Source organism: Brunnivagina elsteri CCALA 953, assembly GCF_002289455.1.
Lineage (GTDB): Bacteria > Cyanobacteriota > Cyanobacteriia > Cyanobacteriales > Nostocaceae > Brunnivagina > Brunnivagina elsteri.
In genome coordinates, this window is record NZ_NTFS01000022.1 from 1 (window position 1) to 17,126 (window position 17,126).

The following is a 17,126-nucleotide window of genomic DNA, read 5'->3' on the forward strand; positions in this document are numbered from 1 at the left end:
CTTCTAATTACAATATTATGTATTTTAATTGAATATAAAAGAGACATGACATGTTACCCTGAACGAAGCCGAAGGGTATCTTATCTCTACATCGTTTCAGGTATTACGAATGTTCCTTCAGTAACCTAAAATTTAATGTATTAGCTCAAAATTCCTAACTCCTAACTTTTTTATGTCCGATGCGAATTTTACAGATACAGTGGTGCAAAATAATCTTGAATCAGCATCATTGTTAAGAAGTCAAGCAATTGTAAATATTCGTAATAGCTTGCGACTGGGACAACAACAAATGGCAGACTGGGAAGGTGGGAAATTAGCTGTTTCTGCGGTTCCAGGGGCAGGTAAGTCTACAGGTATGGCTGCTGCTGCTGCGATCGCGATCGCACGTCAATATGAGCGCAATGCTAATACGCTACGCAATACCCGTCGTCAATTAGTCGTTGTCACCTTTACCCGTTCTGCTGCGGCAAATATTAAAGTCAAAATCCGCGACTATTTACGTCAATTATCCTTACCTCAAACTGGGTTTGTTGTCCAAACTCTCCACGGTTTAGCTTTAAATATAGCTAGTCGTCACCCAGATTTATCTGGTTTGCAACTCGATGAAGTAACTTTAGTTACAGCAAACCAAAGTCATCGCATTTTACGTAATGCCGTTGAAAAGTGGATTGCATACAATCCTGGGCGCTATATTCGCTTACTCGAAGGTCTTAACTTTGACGGTGAAGAAACCGAAAAATTACGGAGACAATCCGTATTGCGAACTGAAGTATTACCCGACTTAGCAACAACGGTAATTCATGAAGCTAAAAGTTCAGGTTTATCACCAGAAGAGTTACGGGAATATAGCAAATATACCAACGACGAATACAAAATCCTCAATGTCGCAGCCGGATTATACGAACAGTATCAGGAATTGATGCGATCGCGTGACTTTATCGACTACGACGACATGATATTAGCTGCATTACGGGTATTAAATAACTCTTACGCTCGACGCATTGAACAAAATCAAGTGTTTGCTGTTTTTGAAGACGAAGCACAGGATTCAAGCCCTTTACAAACAAAGCTTTTAGAACTTCTGGCAACAGATTTAGAGAATAGTCAGAATGAGCAAATAAATCTAATTCGTGTTGGTGATCCAAACCAAGCGATAAATTCCACATTTACCCCTGCCGATCCAATTTATTTCCGGGAATTTTGCGAAGAATGTGACGGGATTGAACGACTGGCAACAATGGATCGAGCTGGACGTAGTACTCCGATTGTGATTCAAGCAGCGAATTTTATGCTGAATTGGGTGAATAGTCTGTATGTGGGGGGAAAGGGAAAAGCTGAAGTCACTCCCCAATTCCCCGTACCCTTCCGTCAGCAGATGATTTGCACAGTCGATCCAAATGACCCCCAACCCGATGCAAATCCCCCCCATATTGGACGTGGGTTGGAACTGTATACACCTCGCGATATTCACCATACCGTTGAGTTGCTGCAACAGAGGGTTATCGAACTGTTTGCAGATGAACCGAGTAAAACCAGTGCTGCTGTACTAGTGCGGGAGAATCGTCAAGGAAGATGGTTAGCAGAAGCACTTACACCTATTTGTAAAGAGAATCAAATAATTCTTTACGATGCTGGAGAACGCGATCGCCATTCCCATGTACCTGCGGAAATTTTATCATTGCTGCAATTCTGCGATCGCCCCCATTCCCCCGATTACCTCAAAGCGAGTTTGGAGGTGATGGTCAAGCGTCAATTAATCCCAACTCAAGATTTGAATGCCCTTGCTGCCGAACCAGAGGATTTTCTTTATCCTACAGCTTTAGTAGCACCCCAACCCGAACCCGTACAACGGGCGGCTCGCCTGTGTCGGAGTTTACTAAGGGCAAAATTGGAATTACCGTTGTATCAATTAATTTCGTTTATTGCTCTGGCATTGAATTACGACCAAGCCGAACTTGCCACAGCCGATAAATTGAGCGATCGCGTTAATTTGCAAATTGCAGGTAGTAGTTCGATGGGGTCAATGTTGGGTACACTCAGCGAGATTGTTGGTTCAGAGCGGTTTGAAGCGGTGGAAACTGACGATTTGGAAGCTCGCTATACCCGTGGTGGACAGTTGACCATTATTACCATGCACAAGGCAAAAGGATTGGATTGGGATTACGTATTTATCCCATTTTTACATGAGAATTTAATACCTGGAAAATTTTGGGTGCCACCACAAAGTCAATTTTTGGGTAGTTTTACTTTATCAGAAGTTGCTCGCGCCCAAATTCGCGTTGCTCTCCATCACGGGAAGGAAAATATTCCGACGATTACGGAAGCTTGGGAACAGGCAAAATATTTGAAAATAGCTGAAGAGTATAGGTTGCTGTATGTGGCAATGACGAGGGCAAAGCGGATGTTGTGGATGTCTGCTGCGAGGAAAGCTCCTTTTACTTGGAGTAAACCGCAGAATTTGCAAGAACAAAATCCTTGTCCAGTGTTTCCAGCGTTGAAAAGGCAATTTCCTGACTCTGTTGTTGATTTAGCGTAGGCAGCAAACAGCTAAGATGCAAAGGTTCTGAGAAATGCGATCGCTTCTACTTTGCTTTGGAAAATTGCATGGATAATATCACTATTGTTATAGCGAATATCAACTTCATACCTTAAAGCAGGAGCAGAAGTTGCTTGATTGTCTTGATAATTTTGAACATATTCAATTGCCTTTTCAATCGAATTGATAATTTGAATTTGTCCATGCAAAATTATAATACTTACTCCTTCTATCCTTCTAGCCAAAGACCTCTCTATAGTTATGATAAAGTTATCGATATTATCTTTTTCTAGTTGTATTAATTGATTTTTTATGTTGATAATATTATCTGTTGATAAATTTTTCCATTGGGCAATTTTGTGTTTAAATTCTTCTTCGGGTGTTTTTTCATCAAAAGATGCATCTATACCAATAACAGCAAATGCCTGAACTATTTTTTCATACTTTAAATAAAGAACTTTAAAGCCTTTTGAATCTAATTGTTCTAACGAAGCTTGAGTAAATATACCTGCTAAAATTACACCTAAAAATGGATTCAAGTGACTGTAAGTTTCTGCGAGTGGAAGTAGCGCTCCTTCTATTTCTTGAGCTTTATTTCTTGAATGTTTGGTGTAACGTCTCCATGCAGTCTCAATAAACACTGCTGGAAGTCCACGAATATCTTCAGTTCCCCCTCGTTCGAGAACATAATCTAGGTCGTGAAAATTACCATATCTATCTTGCCAAGAAACTTTTTTACTGATTCTTGCCTTACGCTTTTTTTGGTAATCTAAATAAAGATTATGCTCGTTTGCAAGTATTTGAAGTGTTTCACCAATAAACTCTTGAATCAGATTACCAATTATCTGACCCCATTTGTGAGAAAAAGATTCTGCCATTTTTATACTACCGATTCATCCTTGAATCCACAAACAACCTTCGCATAAAGGAACTTGATGTTTACGGTTTTTCCACTTTATATTACGGTCACGGAACTTTTCAAATTGAAACTCTTTAAACCCTGCTGCTTGTGCTAATAATCCCATCCACTCAATTACAGGAACATATATTCCATAAGGTGCAGAATCACCAATTACAAAGCAGACTTGAGAATCACTTTTACTGACTCTGCGAAGTGATTGCCAAACTTGAGCCATATCAAAAAAATAACAAGCTATCATCAAATGATAATTTTTTTTCCCACCATGAAAGTTTCTTTCTTCGGATAAACGATAATAGATTTCAAGAATAGCAGGTTTAATAGGTTCTAATGCAGGGGATTCTAAAATTTCATCAATATTGACATTCTTAGTTGTAACATGTTGAGAACAAGAGCGAACTAAATATTGCCTGATTGTAGTTTGTAAATCACCCCAACCAGATATTTCTTGCATAAAGCACATTTCTAATCGTGTAGCATCAGCATAATCGTAATTATTTGCGTATGGAGGAGATGTGACTATTAAACTAGCAAACTTATCGGGAATACCCTCACAAGTACGTGCATCAGATTGAATTAAATTAGCGAAAGTGTTTGTTGTATTGCTCGCAATTGTTATATCCGCAGCTATAGTCTCTGCCATTAGTTTAAAAGCAAGCATAGGCTCTACAGATACTTGCTTTCTCTTATTTGGTAAAATATATTGCCAAGGTGCTGTGCCTGCATGGGAAACAGGACGAAGAATAGTTATAAGTGTTAACCAAGCTAATTGAGATTCAGGAGAATCATCAGCTAATTTTTCCCAAGCTTGCCTTAATTTATCTAAATGTTCTAATGCCTCGTCTTTAAAACATTCACGAATTAATTTTGGATAATTATCGATACGAGCTTGTAAATTTTGAGAAACTTTTATAACTTTATTTATAAAATTAAGATAAGTGTCTGTATTTGTTCGATATAACAGTTTTGCTTGAGCTACACGCAAAATAAAAGGATGAGCTTCAATTCCATAAGATTCAACTCTTAATTTTTCAGAGGCAAGCAAAGTTGTCCCTGAACCCACAAATGGATCTAAAACTGTGACTCTTCCCATTTCTTGCGCTTGATTAATAATAGCCTCAACCCATTGAGCAGAAAATCCAGCACTATACCTAAACCAGCGATGAACTGGCAATTTCATATTATCTTTAAAGGTTGAGGCTGTATCAATAGAGGGTGAAGATGAAGTTAAAATTTTTTTTAGCGGCAATTCAAATTGTTTAACCATACATAATCATGAGACTGGTAGCAATATTACTACTTGCGACTGAGCATTACTGGTAATGTGTAATGCATGTCATTGCACTAAATATTCTCATGAAAAATGCAAGAAAATTCAGACTAAGCAAAATCAGTCTTGGTTTAATCGGGGAAAGCTAAACCAGTTCTGGGGTCGCTGATGTATAGTCCCAAGGTGAGCGATCGCATGACTTCATCCCAAACGGGTATTAGTTGTTCTGCTTGATCTGCCCAATAATCGAAGGTAATCAAGCACTGAATATTCGATCCCAAAGCAATACAAGTTCGCGAAAAAGCTTCCCGTGGTTCTGTTTGGTTATCAATAAATTTAATCTCCATCCACATAATCCTGGCTGTTTGACGCTTGACGAGAATCACTTCTCCCCTTTCAATCACATTTCGCTCATCGTCTGCCATGATTTTCTTCAAAGTCGTTTTTAGAGGAAATAGACTCCAGTCATTGGGTGGCAAGTGATTGTAAGATACTTCCAAAGCGCAATCATCATGGGGTGGTTTCTTGTCGAGGAACTTGAATGATTTCTCTTGGGGTTCAAAAACCCACTTCTGGGGAACATTGAAGCGAACAGCTCCCCTACCCGCTACAAAAATTTTATAACCTTCTGGACCTTCCCAATGATGATCGGGTTTCAGGTCAAGGGTTTCTTTAATCCACTGGAGATTGCTTTTCTTACGCTTTGCCATAGTGCTTTCTCTGGTGATTCATGTCTCTCAAGATTTATAATATCAAGTTCCCATCCACTCAACAATATCTGAACTTAATTTGGATAATTCAGATTTCCAGTCGTAATGATGAAAACTTGGATGGCTGAAGAAAAAACATAGTATTATGTTAGATTGTGTCGAATAAATGTAAAAATATGCCTAAGCTCAAAACTCGCAAAGCTGCGGCGAAGCGATTCCGTGCCACTGGTACAGGAAAAATCATGCGTCGTAAGGCTTTCAAAAACCACCTGCTCGAACATAAAAGTCGAGGCAAAAAGAACAAGATGTCGAAAATGGCAGTTGTTGACGATCGTGATGCTGAAAACGTGCGCTTGATGCTTCCTTATTTGTAAATTGTTCGATTTTTAAGTGTATTTTCAGGAATCATTGTTCAGGAATCTAAATCATGACCAGAGTAAAACGCGGTAATGTAGCACGCAAACGCCGCAAAAAAATTCTCAAGCTAGCTAAAGGTTTTCGCGGTTCCCATTCAACCCTGTTCCGTACCGCTAACCAACAGGTAATGAAAGCACTCCGTAGTGCATACCGCGATCGCAAAAAGAAAAAGCGTGATTTTCGTCGTCTCTGGATTACTCGGATCAATGCTGCTGTTCGTCTACATGGGATGAGCTATAGCAAGTTTGTCGGTAATCTTAAAAAAGCCGAAATTGAGATCAATCGTAAAATGTTGGCTCAAATTGCGGTTCTCGATCCTGCTGGATTTGCAAAAATCGCTGAAATGGCAAGCCAAGTCAAATAAAGATGAAGGGTAAAAGGTGAGTATTCTCAGGATGGGATTCTTACTCCCCTTCCCTTGCAGGGAAGGGGTTGGGGGTTAGGTCAGTGTATTGGGTACAACCGATAACCCCTATATACAAACACTATACTCACAAACTGGGTTACAATCAGTCGGCATTGCTAAGTTTAGTTTGTATGGATTTGTTTGGATGGTGTCGGAAGTTTCTCCTGATTTTTGCCTTTTGCCTTTTATTTTGTAGCTTTTCTATTTTCCCAACTTTTACTTTGCCAGCGAATGCCAGCAAATTATCTGAAATTCAGCAACGTGGTTATATTAAAATTGCTGTTAAGGATAATCTGCCACCTCTAGGGTTTCATGATGCTAAAGGTAATCTACAAGGCTTAGAAATCGATATTGCTCAACGACTCGCTCAAGATTTATTGGGAAAACCCAAAGCCTTTAAATTAATCCCCGTACAAAATCGCGATCGCATTTCCCAAGTCTTAGATAACAAAGTCGATATTCTCATTGCTCGATTCACAGCTACCGAATCCCGCTCCCGATTGTTAAATTTCAGTATTCCTTACTATTTAGATAGTGCGTTATTAATAACCAAAAATACTTCTCTTCAACGATTAAGCGACTTCAAACAACGCAAAATAGGAGTTTTACGCGGTTCAGATACGATAGCGAGAATCAAATATTTTATACCTAATTCCGAATTAGTTGGGGTTGATTCCTACAAACAAGGGCAAAACCTGTTGGAAACTGGTAATATTGCAGCATTTGCCGCAGATGGTAGCTTATTAAGTGGTTGGGTAAGACAAAATCCCCAATATAAATTATTAGATATCAAACTTTCCACCGAACCATTATGCGTAGTCATCGCCAAAGGCTTGCAAAATGATAAATTAAGGAGAACAGTAGATAGTGCGATCGCAAACTATTTAGAGACGGGATGGTTGCAAGAACGGATCAAATATTGGGGTTTACCACCATCTCGATTATTGGATGCAACAGTCAGAAAATAAAGCCTTTTACTTCTAAATACTGTATTCTGAATACGTATTCTGTATTCCAAAATCTGCTGTAATAGAAGTAGCGACGTTTATTTAATATTAAAAACAATAAAAACAATGGATAGTAAATTTGTAGGTTTTTACCTTGGTGCATTAGTACTACTACTGGCGTTTGTAGTTGTGAACGTCTTCACGGAAGTGTTTAAAAGTCGTCGGATGGAAGGTTCCTTTTCTCGACTGCGGAACAAGCTCTCCAAGGAAGCAGGTACAACCCAGGAATACTATGAACTAGCAAGTATTTACTCGGAGAAAAAACTCTACTCCCAAGCGATTAGTCTGTTTCAAAAAGCACTCAAATCAGCAGAAGATGAAGGAGAGGAAAATATTGCTTACATTCATAATGGTCTTGGTTTCGTATACTTCAGTCAAGACCAGTTAGACTTAGCGATTCGCCAGTATAAAGCAGCACTTAAATCAAAGCCTGACTACGTTATTGCTTACAACAATTTAGCTCATGCTTATGAAGGTAAAAAATTAACATCGCAAGCATTAGAAATGTACGAGGAAGCACTGAAGCGGGAACCCAATAACCCAACTGCGAAACGTCGTGCAGAATCTTTGCGTCGATTAGTATCAGCTTAAAATATTTTACTCAACATATCCCCTACTTTTCTAAAGGGGATATAAATAAAATAAAAGTCAGGTATATGAGGGATAAATAAACACTATTACGAACTTTTTTTGAGCATTTTCGCTAATACATTCCTAGTAATTACTTGTGCGTCTTGACTCAACAACGAAGGACGTAACTGTGGTGCATTAAAATTATCTAAACCCCAACTCCACTGTATAGTACCCGTGGCAAATACCGTAGCTCCAGAATCCGCAGTATAAACTGTCATATCTGAATATTTGGTGCGACCACCATGACGGTATGGTGAATGGGCAATACGAATAGTATTTTCCGGTGCGGAATTGAACATTTTATCAACTTCATACCCCAACAAACCTGTTAACCGGATTTCTTTTGTTGTGGAATTACCAAAACCAAATAAGTTTTTTGAAGTTTGTGCCGTATTTTTGCTCAATTGTGTATTCGCAATGAACCATTCTGGAGCGGTATTTTGGATAAGAATATCCGCATTTACCTGAAACGTGTCATACATAACCCCAATTAACATATCCTCAGGACGATTAATTGGCTTTCTTCGCCATAGGGTTGTGATGAGATAATCATTATTAGGATCGCGATCGCGTGCAAAAGGATCTAATGCTTCTCCTTCTTTGTAGGAGACAATTATACGGTTAATATCCCCTCTAATTCGACTTGGTTCCAAACGAATTTGCCAATAACAAGTATTTGCAGAGAAAAAACCCAAACTTACACCTGCATCTCGTGCAGCTTCCACATTATCACGCATCTGCCACGACCAATATTCATCATGTCCCACTGATAGAAAAGCTTTATGTAGCAAAAGCATTGACTTGCCGCTAATTTCATCTAAATTATTTTCATGGGTATCAATATTAGTACCGTAGGTCACGTCATAGCCATTTTTTTCCAACCAGCGCACTATATTATACTCCCATCCAGAATTAGAAGTACGACGCTTTGGCTGAAAATTAGTTAAAAACTCCCCAGCACCAACACCATATGCAGCAACACGATTGGGACTTTTAGCATAGGGACGATTGAAGGAAACCTTTGAAGCTTGTTTTCCTTGACTATTCCAACGGTAAAGTGACATTGTACCCCAATTATTATATGCCTGATATGTGGTGACACTTGATTGAAATAAAATATCTGAAGGGCGAGAATCATCACGGACAACAAAAATAATATAGCTTTGTTTTCCGCTTCTACTACCTGTTAGTTTTGCTAAATAAAATCCACTTACCCATTGCGATAAATCATCATACTTACTGGGTATTTTTAATACATAAGGTTTTTTCCAATCACATTCAATTAAACCTGTTACTTGGTCAACTATTGGTGATGGCTGCTTGGTTGCTTGACGAAATATCCCTGGTGAAACTTGTCGTCCACCTTTACCTTGATACCAACCCATACGATATATTTCGATTGTATATCCTGGGTCTTTAGTATTAACAAAAAGCTTTATTTCACCACCTCTATTGACGCTAGTTAGAGATGCATAGCCTTCTATTTCGCGATTTTTTGCAGGATTTCGTAACTGCCAATCTGTTGTCCCTAGTTTATTATTTTCGAGAACAATGGAATTACTTTGCTGTTGCGATATGACTGGATCGATTGCATATACTGGTATTTGAAAAAAGAATAAAGCTGTAATCGTAGATAAGAATACTGAAAGTAAGACTTTGCATACTATTGTGTAGCAATTTAATTGTTTTCCAAGTAACATTTGATTTGAACTGTTTTGTTAGTATTTGAGTCATTCAAATCTGACTGTGCCATTTTAATTATGGCATTGTTAATTTTATTGACAAACTAATCTCGTATACAATGATACAATGATTGCAACTACCAAAAAGCCTAAATTAACAGTACCAGGTCCCCATTCTTCTCCCCTATTTGGAAATCTAATCCAAATGTTCAAGTTTGTGGATGACTCCATTAGTTTGTCACGTCAATTATTCCAAAACTATGGTTCAGTAGTCTCCTTACTCGCAGAAGGTGGTACAAATATTTATTCTCCCTATCCAAATTGTCCTGGTACGGTCATCGCTTACGGTGCAGATATTGTTCGTGAAGTTACCAGTCAACATGATGTTTTCCATAAGTGTCCTTTAATTGGCATTTTGTACGGTAAGCAGAACGATTCACCGCGTACCAAACCTTTCAATCATATTCTTGTCGGTTTATTTGGTGTTAATGGTGGAGAACATCGTCAACACCGACAACTTTTGATGCCTGCATTTCATCGACAACGTATCGAATCTTACCGCGATGAGATGGTAGATATTATCCAATCGGAACTAGATGGACTACAAATTGGTGAAATTGTCAATGTAGTTGAGTTGATGCGTCGATTGACAATGCGGGTTGCCAGTAAAACCTTGTTTGGTGAAGATGTCAACCAAGGAGGAGAAGAATTAGTCAGACTATTGAAAAAATTTGGGAAGCGACTGGGAAATCCTGCGATCGCAATTTTACCATTCGATATTCCCGGCTTGCCCTATCACTATTTACTTGATGCCATGCTGGAACTCGACGGGGAAATGCGGGATATTATTCGTCGTCGAACTACAAGTGGTGTGGATGGTGGGGATGTTCTTTCCATGCTCATCCAAGCTAAAGACGCAGATAGCGGTTTGACATTGACCGAAGATGAGCTTTTAGGACATGTTACCGCGATTTTCGCAGCCGGACACGACACCAGCACCAATGCGATCGCTTGGGTACTATTTTTGCTTTCCCAACATCCCCAAGTGGCAGCAGATTTACTCGATGAACTGGAAAGTGTTTTGCATGGTGAACCCCCAACTGTGGAACAGTTACAACAGCTACCTTTATTAGAGCGGGTTGTCAAAGAAAGTATGCGTGTATTACCATCAATTCCTTGGAATGGTCGTGTTGCTTCAGAAACCACAACTTTAGGTGGTTTTGAAATTCCCGCAGGTACGGAAGTTTTCGTGAGTATTTACCAAACTCACCACAGTGCCGAGATTTATTCCCAACCCCAACAATTTAACCCCCAGCGCTGGGAAGAAATTGAACCAACTATGTACGAATACAATCCCTTCAGTGCAGGTTCGCGGATTTGTATTGGTGCTGGGTTTGCGATGATGGAAATCAAGATTGTTTTAGCAATGCTGTTGATGCGTTACAGGTTGCAATTAATTACGGAAAAACCAATTGATGGCAAAGGCATGATTGTCATGTCCCCCAGAAATGGATTGCCGATGCTAGTTTACAAGCAAGACCGTCAATTTACCCAAGGTGTTGGGGGAGTTCGGGGGAATGTGCGAGAAATGGTGGATTTACCCCAGTAAAATTAAATTAGGAATGGAATCAGAATTAAATACCTGTTCTTTGTTCTCTTGTACTTACACTGGCACATTTCCACCTGCACCACAAACAAAGTGATAGTCATCAAAACCAATGACAGGAAGTGTGCGATTTAGTCTCAGTATTGATTCTAATTTCATGGGAATTTCTAATTGGGTAGCAGCCTAGATATATTGGGTGTTGTAGGTTTCTTGTCCTTCTTGCCTGCTTCCCCTTTATTTTCTCTACACGCAGAATATTAGGTATTACTGGTAACATTATTGCTGTAACACGGATTTACATTTTTGCGGTCAATCGATAGAATACAACTAATCAAATTTGACATTTCTCAAGCACATTTCTTCCTTCATAGAAGAAAGGCTGATTTTACCTCAATGTATCGGGTAAAACCAGCCCAAATTGTCAAAAGCTGAATTAAGATGACACTCTTTAAATTTACGATATGCAAATCAGAGTGTCCGCTATCAGACTCATAGAAGAGTCAGTTTTCGATAAACTTTGCTTATCAGGTTAAGTGCATCGTGAGTTAGGCGTTAAGAGTCAGAAGCTGAGGCAGATATTTGAATGCTTCGGGAAAAGCTGCATTCAAAATTTGGCTGCCAAGATTGACAAAGCTACCTTTCAGGTGTAAAGCGGCATCTACTATTTCACACCTTAAATTATGCAACTAATTTCTCTTAACTCCTAATCAGCGATTTACGCCATTTGGTTTTCGATCGCCCAACGTGCTAGTTCGGTACGATTGTGGAGGTTGGTTTTGCCTAACATGTTAGACACGTGGCTTTCCACAGTTCGCTGACTAACGTTTAGTTCTTCAGCGATTTCGCGGTTAGCTAATCCTCTGGCAACGAACTGGACAACCTTAAGTTCGGTAGGGGTTAACTGGACATCGAAAGGAACTTGGATGCGGGAACCATTTTCTCCACCCTTTGCTTGGTGTTCTTTCCAGCGAATGGTTTGCTTGAGTGATGATTCGACTTGTGCTACGAGTTCTTCTGGCTCAAACGGTTTCACCATGTACACGTCAGCACCTTTATTCAATCCCTTAACGCGATCGGCACTTTGTCCTTTCGCTGACAGGAACAATACAGGAATCCAACTTGTCCGTTCAGTTTGTCGCACTTGTTCGACAAACGTATATCCGTCCATTTCCGGCATCATTACATCGCAAATGATCATATCTGGAATATCCTGCTCCAAAATTTCCAGAGCTTCCCGACCATTTTCGGCAGTAACAACCTCATATCCCCGGAATTCCAAGTAATCCTTCACCAGCAATATCAGGTTTGGGTCGTCATCAATAAGTAGAAGTCGTTTGTGATCTTTCATGCTGGGTTCTTTCATAGCAGTGGCAATTGTCGCGCTTCGGTCCATCAGGGTATTGACTCGTATTCCTCTATGGTGGATCGTTAGAAATGTGTGAGCTTCTCCCCACTTAACTCGCCTGTGTCCCTCTAGCTCTCAAAAATGTTCGCCACTTTTTCGACAGTTAGGACTCAGTGCAAAATTTTAGTTAAGGATACGTAGAGCAGTAGTATTTATAATGCGCTATTATATATCGCTTTGATGAGTGAGGGTGAAAAAACACTGATTAAATAATAATTATTCAAGTTCACAATAGTGTGTTGGTTTAAGATGCTCCCAAAAACTAACCCACGCCGATCAATGCTCTACAAAAGCTTACTGCTTTTCATATCCTCATCATGGTTCAAGCCTCTATTAATTGTTCGCCAACATTTTGGAAGCAATTTGGCAGAGGGTGGAGTAAAAATGCATATTCTTCTACCACTTTATTGCCAACTAGATGTTCTTGAATAATTTGTTCTATTACTTCGGGAGTTGTTTGGCGATACCACACACCATCCGAGTAAATTACCATTATCGGTCTAGAACAACAAACTCGCAAGCAATTGGCTTTGGCTCAGAAAATGTAGTTGGGGTTATTTTCTTCTATTTGGTCGAGTTTTAGCTCCTTGAGACGCTTTTTTGATATTCCCATGATTCCAACGCAGCTTGTTTTGAGCAACATTTTGGACAACATTTTGGAATTGTTTGGTCAGCGCATAAAAAATATGTCGCTGGATTTTGGAAAGTGAAGAGAGAATCTACAGAATTACTTAGGACTTTGTTTGCGGAAAATTTGGTGTCTTCCGGTATTTTATGACCTGATAATTCCGTCTTGTTGTGAGTCATCTCCCATCTCCTGATTACTGTTCTATAACAATTTTCCAGGGGGAGCAAATAAATTTGCAGATACAAAAATATTTATAAACCAAAGAAAAATAACTAGGAGAACATTTTTGACCGAGTACTTTTACTTAAGTATGGGTGAATCACTGATGCGGTAAGGGAAATGGGCAAAGAGCAAGGGGCAAAGGGTAAAGCAGGGAAAGGTGATATGGATCACAAAAAAAGTTATTTTAATTTGGAAATAATATTGTTCGTTTACCTCTAGCGGGAAATAAAAATGCGATCGCAGCATTTGTCCCTGGGAAACTAGCAACTTAGTCATCTCAAAAATTTAGGTTGGAGTAATAGCTTCTCGTGTCGAGTCAATCAAGCTACACAATTCGTAATACTAATGACCAATTATTCCTTGATGGTACAAGCCCTCCGCAATTGGACGGGACGGAAACCGACACCGCCCATTGCTCTCTAAATTTATTTATGGATGAATAAGTTAGGAACTTTGCTTGGTTCAAGCCCCCGGATTCATCCGTGGGCACTAATTGCGTAGCTTTAGCTTCTCGCTCTGCGAGTATTGCGAATTACGTAGCTTGCTTCTCGCTCCGCGAGTATTGCGAATTGTTTTGACCGTCATCCTTCCTAAAATTTTCTTCCCCAATGCAATACCTACTCCCAACTAACCAACTTAGTTCGGAAACCCGTACACAAAAATTCATTGCAATTTAGAGCCTGAATTAGGTAAATTAGCACTCAGGAGTTGAGAGTGCTAAGAAGGCACTAATTTGTTATGGCAGCAGTATCTTTAAGCGTATCAACAGTAAAACCTTTAGGCGATCGCGTTTTCGTAAAAGTCAGCGCATCTGAAGAAAAGACCGCAGGTGGTCTATATTTGCCCGACACAGCAAAAGAAAAGCCCCAAGTCGGTGAAGTTGTTTCCATCGGTGATGGCAAATTCAATGATGATGGTGGTCGGATGTCAATGGATGTGAAAGTAGGGGACAAAGTTCTTTACTCCAAATATGCTGGTACTGACATCAAGCTCGGTACTGACGAGTATGTATTACTTTCTGAAAAAGATATTTTAGCAATTGTTAGCTAAGACGTTGAATGGGTAATGGTTAATGGGTAATGGGCTTATCCCGATTACTGATTAGCGATTCCCTGACAATTAGCAATTTAGTATTTTACAAAAACACAGAAATTAGCTTACAAAGCAAGTTAGATTATTATGGCAAAGCGCATTATTTACAACGAAAACGCTCGTCGTGCCCTTGAGCGTGGTATGGATATTTTGACTGAAGCAGTAGCAGTCACCCTTGGTCCTAAGGGTCGTAACGTAGTATTAGAAAAGAAATTTGGCGCACCTCAAATTATTAATGATGGTGTCACCATCGCTAAAGAAATTGAATTAGAAGACCACGTTGAAAATACTGGTGTGGCTTTGATTCGTCAAGCTGCTTCCAAAACCAACGATGCAGCAGGTGATGGTACAACCACCGCTACCGTTTTGGCTCATGCAATTGTCAAAGAAGGTTTGCGTAACGTTGCTGCTGGTGCGAATGCGATCGTGCTGAAGCGCGGTATTGACAAAGCGACTGGTTTCTTGGTTGACAAAATCAAGCAACATGCCCGTCCAGTTGAAGATTCTAAAGCGATCGCACAAGTTGGTTCAATCTCTGCTGGTAACGACGAAGAAGTCGGCAACATGATTGCCCAAGCGATGGATAAGGTGGGTAAGGAAGGTGTGATTTCCTTGGAAGAAGGCAAATCCATGACCACCGAATTGGAAATTACCGAAGGTATGCGCTTTGATAAGGGCTATATTTCCCCTTACTTCGCAACCGATGCGGAACGTATGGAAACTGTATTTGACGAGCCTTACTTGCTCTTAACCGACAAAAAAATCGGTTTGGTACAAGATTTAGTGCCTATCCTCGAACAAGTTGCCCGTTCTGGTCGTCCTTTGGTAATTCTTGCTGAAGATATCGAGAAAGAAGCATTAGCTACTTTGGTTGTCAACCGTTTGCGCGGTGTATTGAATGTTGCTGCTGTCAAAGCTCCTGGATTTGGCGATCGCCGCAAAGCAATGCTCGAAGATATCGCTGTTTTGACTGGTGGTCAACTAATCACCGAAGATGCTGGTTTGAGATTAGATACTGCCAAGCTTGAGAGCCTAGGTAAAGCACGTCGTATCACCATTACCAAAGACAGCACCACCATCGTTGCTGAAGGTAATGATGTTGCTGTAAAAGCACGTTGCGAACAGATTCGTCGTCAAATGGAAGAAACTGAATCTTCCTACGATAAAGAAAAGCTCCAAGAGCGTCTTGCTAAATTATCTGGTGGTGTCGCAGTTGTGAAAGTTGGTGCTGCTACCGAAACCGAAATGAAAGACAAGAAACTTCGCTTGGAAGATGCTATCAACGCTACTAAAGCAGCAGTTGAAGAAGGTATCGTTCCTGGTGGTGGTACAACCTTGGCACACTTGGCACCTGAGTTAGAAACTTGGGCAAGCGGCAACCTCAAGGAAGAAGAGTTAATTGGGGCAATGATTGTTGCTCGTGCATTAACTGCTCCTTTGAAGAGAATTGCTGAAAATGCTGGTCAAAATGGTGCTGTAATTGCTGAGTACGTTAAGCAGAAAGATTTTAACGTCGGTTTCAATGCTGCAACTAACGAATATGTTGACATGTTCGCTGCTGGTATTGTTGATCCTGCAAAAGTAACCCGTTCTGCACTGCAAAACGCGGCTTCCATCGCTGGTATGGTGTTAACCACCGAATGTATTGTTGTTGACAAGCCAGAGCCTAAGGACGGCGCTCCTGCTGGCGCTGGTGGCGGTATGGGTGGCGACTTCGATTACTAAGATTTATCTTTTGGGTTGGGTATATTGCCCAACTATGTATAATTTACAGTCATCTCCATGCGTGGAGGTGGCTTTTTTTTGTCTTAAACGCAGAGTGGAAGGAATATCCTGCTTCCTACTTTCCGGTTAGATGTAGTACAAATCAGGATAATACAAATCAGGGCAAACAACCGTGGGTTCCCCTACAATATGGTCGCAAGCTTTATTTGTTATTAATTCAACACAGAATATTCCAATTGGAATAGAGAAATAAGCGGAATTATTAACTATGGATAGATACTTAAAACAGAATTTTTAGTTAAAAGAATAATAATTTAATGTTTTATGCTCGCTATTAACACTTGCGAGTAAAGGTATTGTGCTAACACTAAAAGGTGGTATTGATGTGACATATACTCTTGTTGCTATTGATATATTTCATAATTGTTCAGATTTTTATTGCTGGAGAGGCTTTTATTATAAGCTTTCAAGCGGAATCATGTAATGATATTTATAAGATTAAAATGATAAAAAATCCTGATATGAAGATTGCGAGAATTGACTAGGAAACTACAGTTTTTCTATTTGAATTAGAGATTTAATTGTTGAAGATTGATTAAAGTTATCTGGAATTGTATCGTTTCATGGGTGAACCATACTTTTATCAACTGTTATTTTGGATGAAGTGTAAGGAGAAATAATGATTAATTTTAAATACATTTTTCTTTTGTGCTTTCTCTTGGGAGCAATGCTTGCCTCCCTATCTCAAATGGGTTCTGCACTGGATGAAGCTGATATTGAGCGCTTTTCGATGTGGACATTTGTCGCAACTGTGCTTGCTAGTTTACCAAGTATGTTGTGGTAGTGACAAATATTAGGAATACTAAAC

At 39.8% G+C, this 17,126-nt stretch carries 15 protein-coding genes; 9 read left to right on the forward strand and 6 right to left on the reverse strand.

Annotation, left to right across the window (positions count from 1 at the left end; translation table 11 throughout):
* The first annotated feature begins 172 nt into the window (after window positions 1-172).
* Complete coding sequence (locus CK510_RS03475) at window positions 173-2,536, forward strand: ATP-dependent helicase (RefSeq protein WP_095720367.1); 2,364 nt, start codon at window positions 173-175, stop codon at window positions 2,534-2,536.
* 11 nt (window positions 2,537-2,547) lie between these two features.
* Here CK510_RS03475 and CK510_RS03480 read toward each other — a convergent pair whose 3' ends face one another.
* From CK510_RS03480 to CK510_RS03490, 3 genes are all read right to left on the reverse strand, one after another.
* On the reverse strand, window positions 2,548-3,414 hold the full coding sequence (locus CK510_RS03480) for a DNA methylase (RefSeq protein WP_095720368.1): 867 nt from the start codon (window positions 3,412-3,414) through the stop codon (window positions 2,548-2,550).
* 15 nt (window positions 3,415-3,429) lie between these two features.
* Window positions 3,430-4,722 (reverse strand): DNA methyltransferase, encoded by a 1,293-nt coding sequence (locus CK510_RS03485; protein WP_095720369.1) that lies wholly within the window; start codon window positions 4,720-4,722, stop codon window positions 3,430-3,432.
* A 134-nt stretch (window positions 4,723-4,856) separates the two neighbouring features.
* Entirely contained in the window at window positions 4,857-5,435 is a 579-nt protein-coding gene (locus CK510_RS03490; RefSeq protein WP_095720370.1) for an Alr1449 family protein, read from the reverse strand.
* 176 nt (window positions 5,436-5,611) lie between these two features.
* On the opposite strand from CK510_RS03490, the gene rpmI reads away from it, so the two are divergent.
* The 4 genes from rpmI to CK510_RS03510 all read left to right on the forward strand — a co-directional run bounded on the left by rpmI (window position 5,612) and on the right by CK510_RS03510 (window position 7,856).
* A complete protein-coding gene (gene rpmI / locus CK510_RS03495) occupies window positions 5,612-5,809 on the forward strand; it encodes a 50S ribosomal protein L35 (protein WP_095720371.1) in 198 nt (65 codons plus the stop codon).
* A 53-nt stretch (window positions 5,810-5,862) separates the two neighbouring features.
* Window positions 5,863-6,216, forward strand: coding sequence for a 50S ribosomal protein L20 (gene rplT, locus CK510_RS03500; RefSeq protein ID WP_095720372.1), 354 nt, complete (start codon window positions 5,863-5,865; stop codon window positions 6,214-6,216).
* 173 nt (window positions 6,217-6,389) lie between these two features.
* Window positions 6,390-7,226 carry a transporter substrate-binding domain-containing protein gene (locus CK510_RS03505; RefSeq protein WP_095720373.1) on the forward strand — a complete coding sequence of 279 codons (837 nt, stop codon included), beginning with the start codon at window positions 6,390-6,392 and terminating at the stop codon, window positions 7,224-7,226.
* A 105-nt stretch (window positions 7,227-7,331) separates the two neighbouring features.
* Window positions 7,332-7,856, forward strand: a complete 525-nt coding sequence (locus tag CK510_RS03510; protein WP_095720374.1) for a tetratricopeptide repeat protein — start codon at window positions 7,332-7,334, stop codon at window positions 7,854-7,856.
* An 86-nt stretch (window positions 7,857-7,942) separates the two neighbouring features.
* Here the strand turns inward: CK510_RS03510 and CK510_RS03515 are convergent, their stop codons facing one another.
* Complete coding sequence (locus CK510_RS03515) at window positions 7,943-9,598, reverse strand: N,N-dimethylformamidase beta subunit family domain-containing protein (protein ID WP_095720375.1); 1,656 nt, start codon at window positions 9,596-9,598, stop codon at window positions 7,943-7,945.
* Window positions 9,599-9,707: 109 nt separating this feature from the next.
* Between CK510_RS03515 and CK510_RS03520 the strand changes: the two genes are divergently transcribed.
* Complete coding sequence (locus CK510_RS03520; RefSeq protein ID WP_095720376.1) at window positions 9,708-11,189, forward strand: cytochrome P450; 1,482 nt, start codon at window positions 9,708-9,710, stop codon at window positions 11,187-11,189.
* A 712-nt stretch (window positions 11,190-11,901) separates the two neighbouring features.
* Here CK510_RS03520 and CK510_RS03525 read toward each other — a convergent pair.
* Together CK510_RS03525 and CK510_RS33225 are read right to left on the reverse strand one after the other, a co-directional pair.
* On the reverse strand, window positions 11,902-12,579 hold the full coding sequence (locus CK510_RS03525) for a response regulator transcription factor (RefSeq protein WP_095720377.1): 678 nt from the start codon (window positions 12,577-12,579) through the stop codon (window positions 11,902-11,904).
* Between the two features lie 334 nt (window positions 12,580-12,913).
* Window positions 12,914-13,084, reverse strand: a complete 171-nt coding sequence (locus CK510_RS33225) for a hypothetical protein (RefSeq protein ID WP_245911833.1) — start codon at window positions 13,082-13,084, stop codon at window positions 12,914-12,916.
* A gap of 1,095 nt (window positions 13,085-14,179) precedes the next feature.
* Here CK510_RS33225 and groES point away from each other — a divergent pair.
* The 3 genes from groES to CK510_RS32280 all read left to right on the forward strand — a co-directional run bounded on the left by groES (window position 14,180) and on the right by CK510_RS32280 (window position 17,102).
* Window positions 14,180-14,491, forward strand: coding sequence for a co-chaperone GroES (gene groES, locus CK510_RS03535; protein ID WP_095720378.1), 312 nt, complete (start codon window positions 14,180-14,182; stop codon window positions 14,489-14,491).
* A 129-nt stretch (window positions 14,492-14,620) separates the two neighbouring features.
* Window positions 14,621-16,258: a chaperonin GroEL gene (groL, locus tag CK510_RS03540; RefSeq protein WP_095720379.1), complete on the forward strand. Its 1,638-nt coding sequence runs from the start codon at window positions 14,621-14,623 to the stop codon at window positions 16,256-16,258.
* A 679-nt stretch (window positions 16,259-16,937) separates the two neighbouring features.
* Window positions 16,938-17,102, forward strand: coding sequence for a hypothetical protein (locus CK510_RS32280; RefSeq protein ID WP_169926995.1), 165 nt, complete (start codon window positions 16,938-16,940; stop codon window positions 17,100-17,102).
* The last annotated feature ends 24 nt before the right edge of the window (window positions 17,103-17,126 follow it).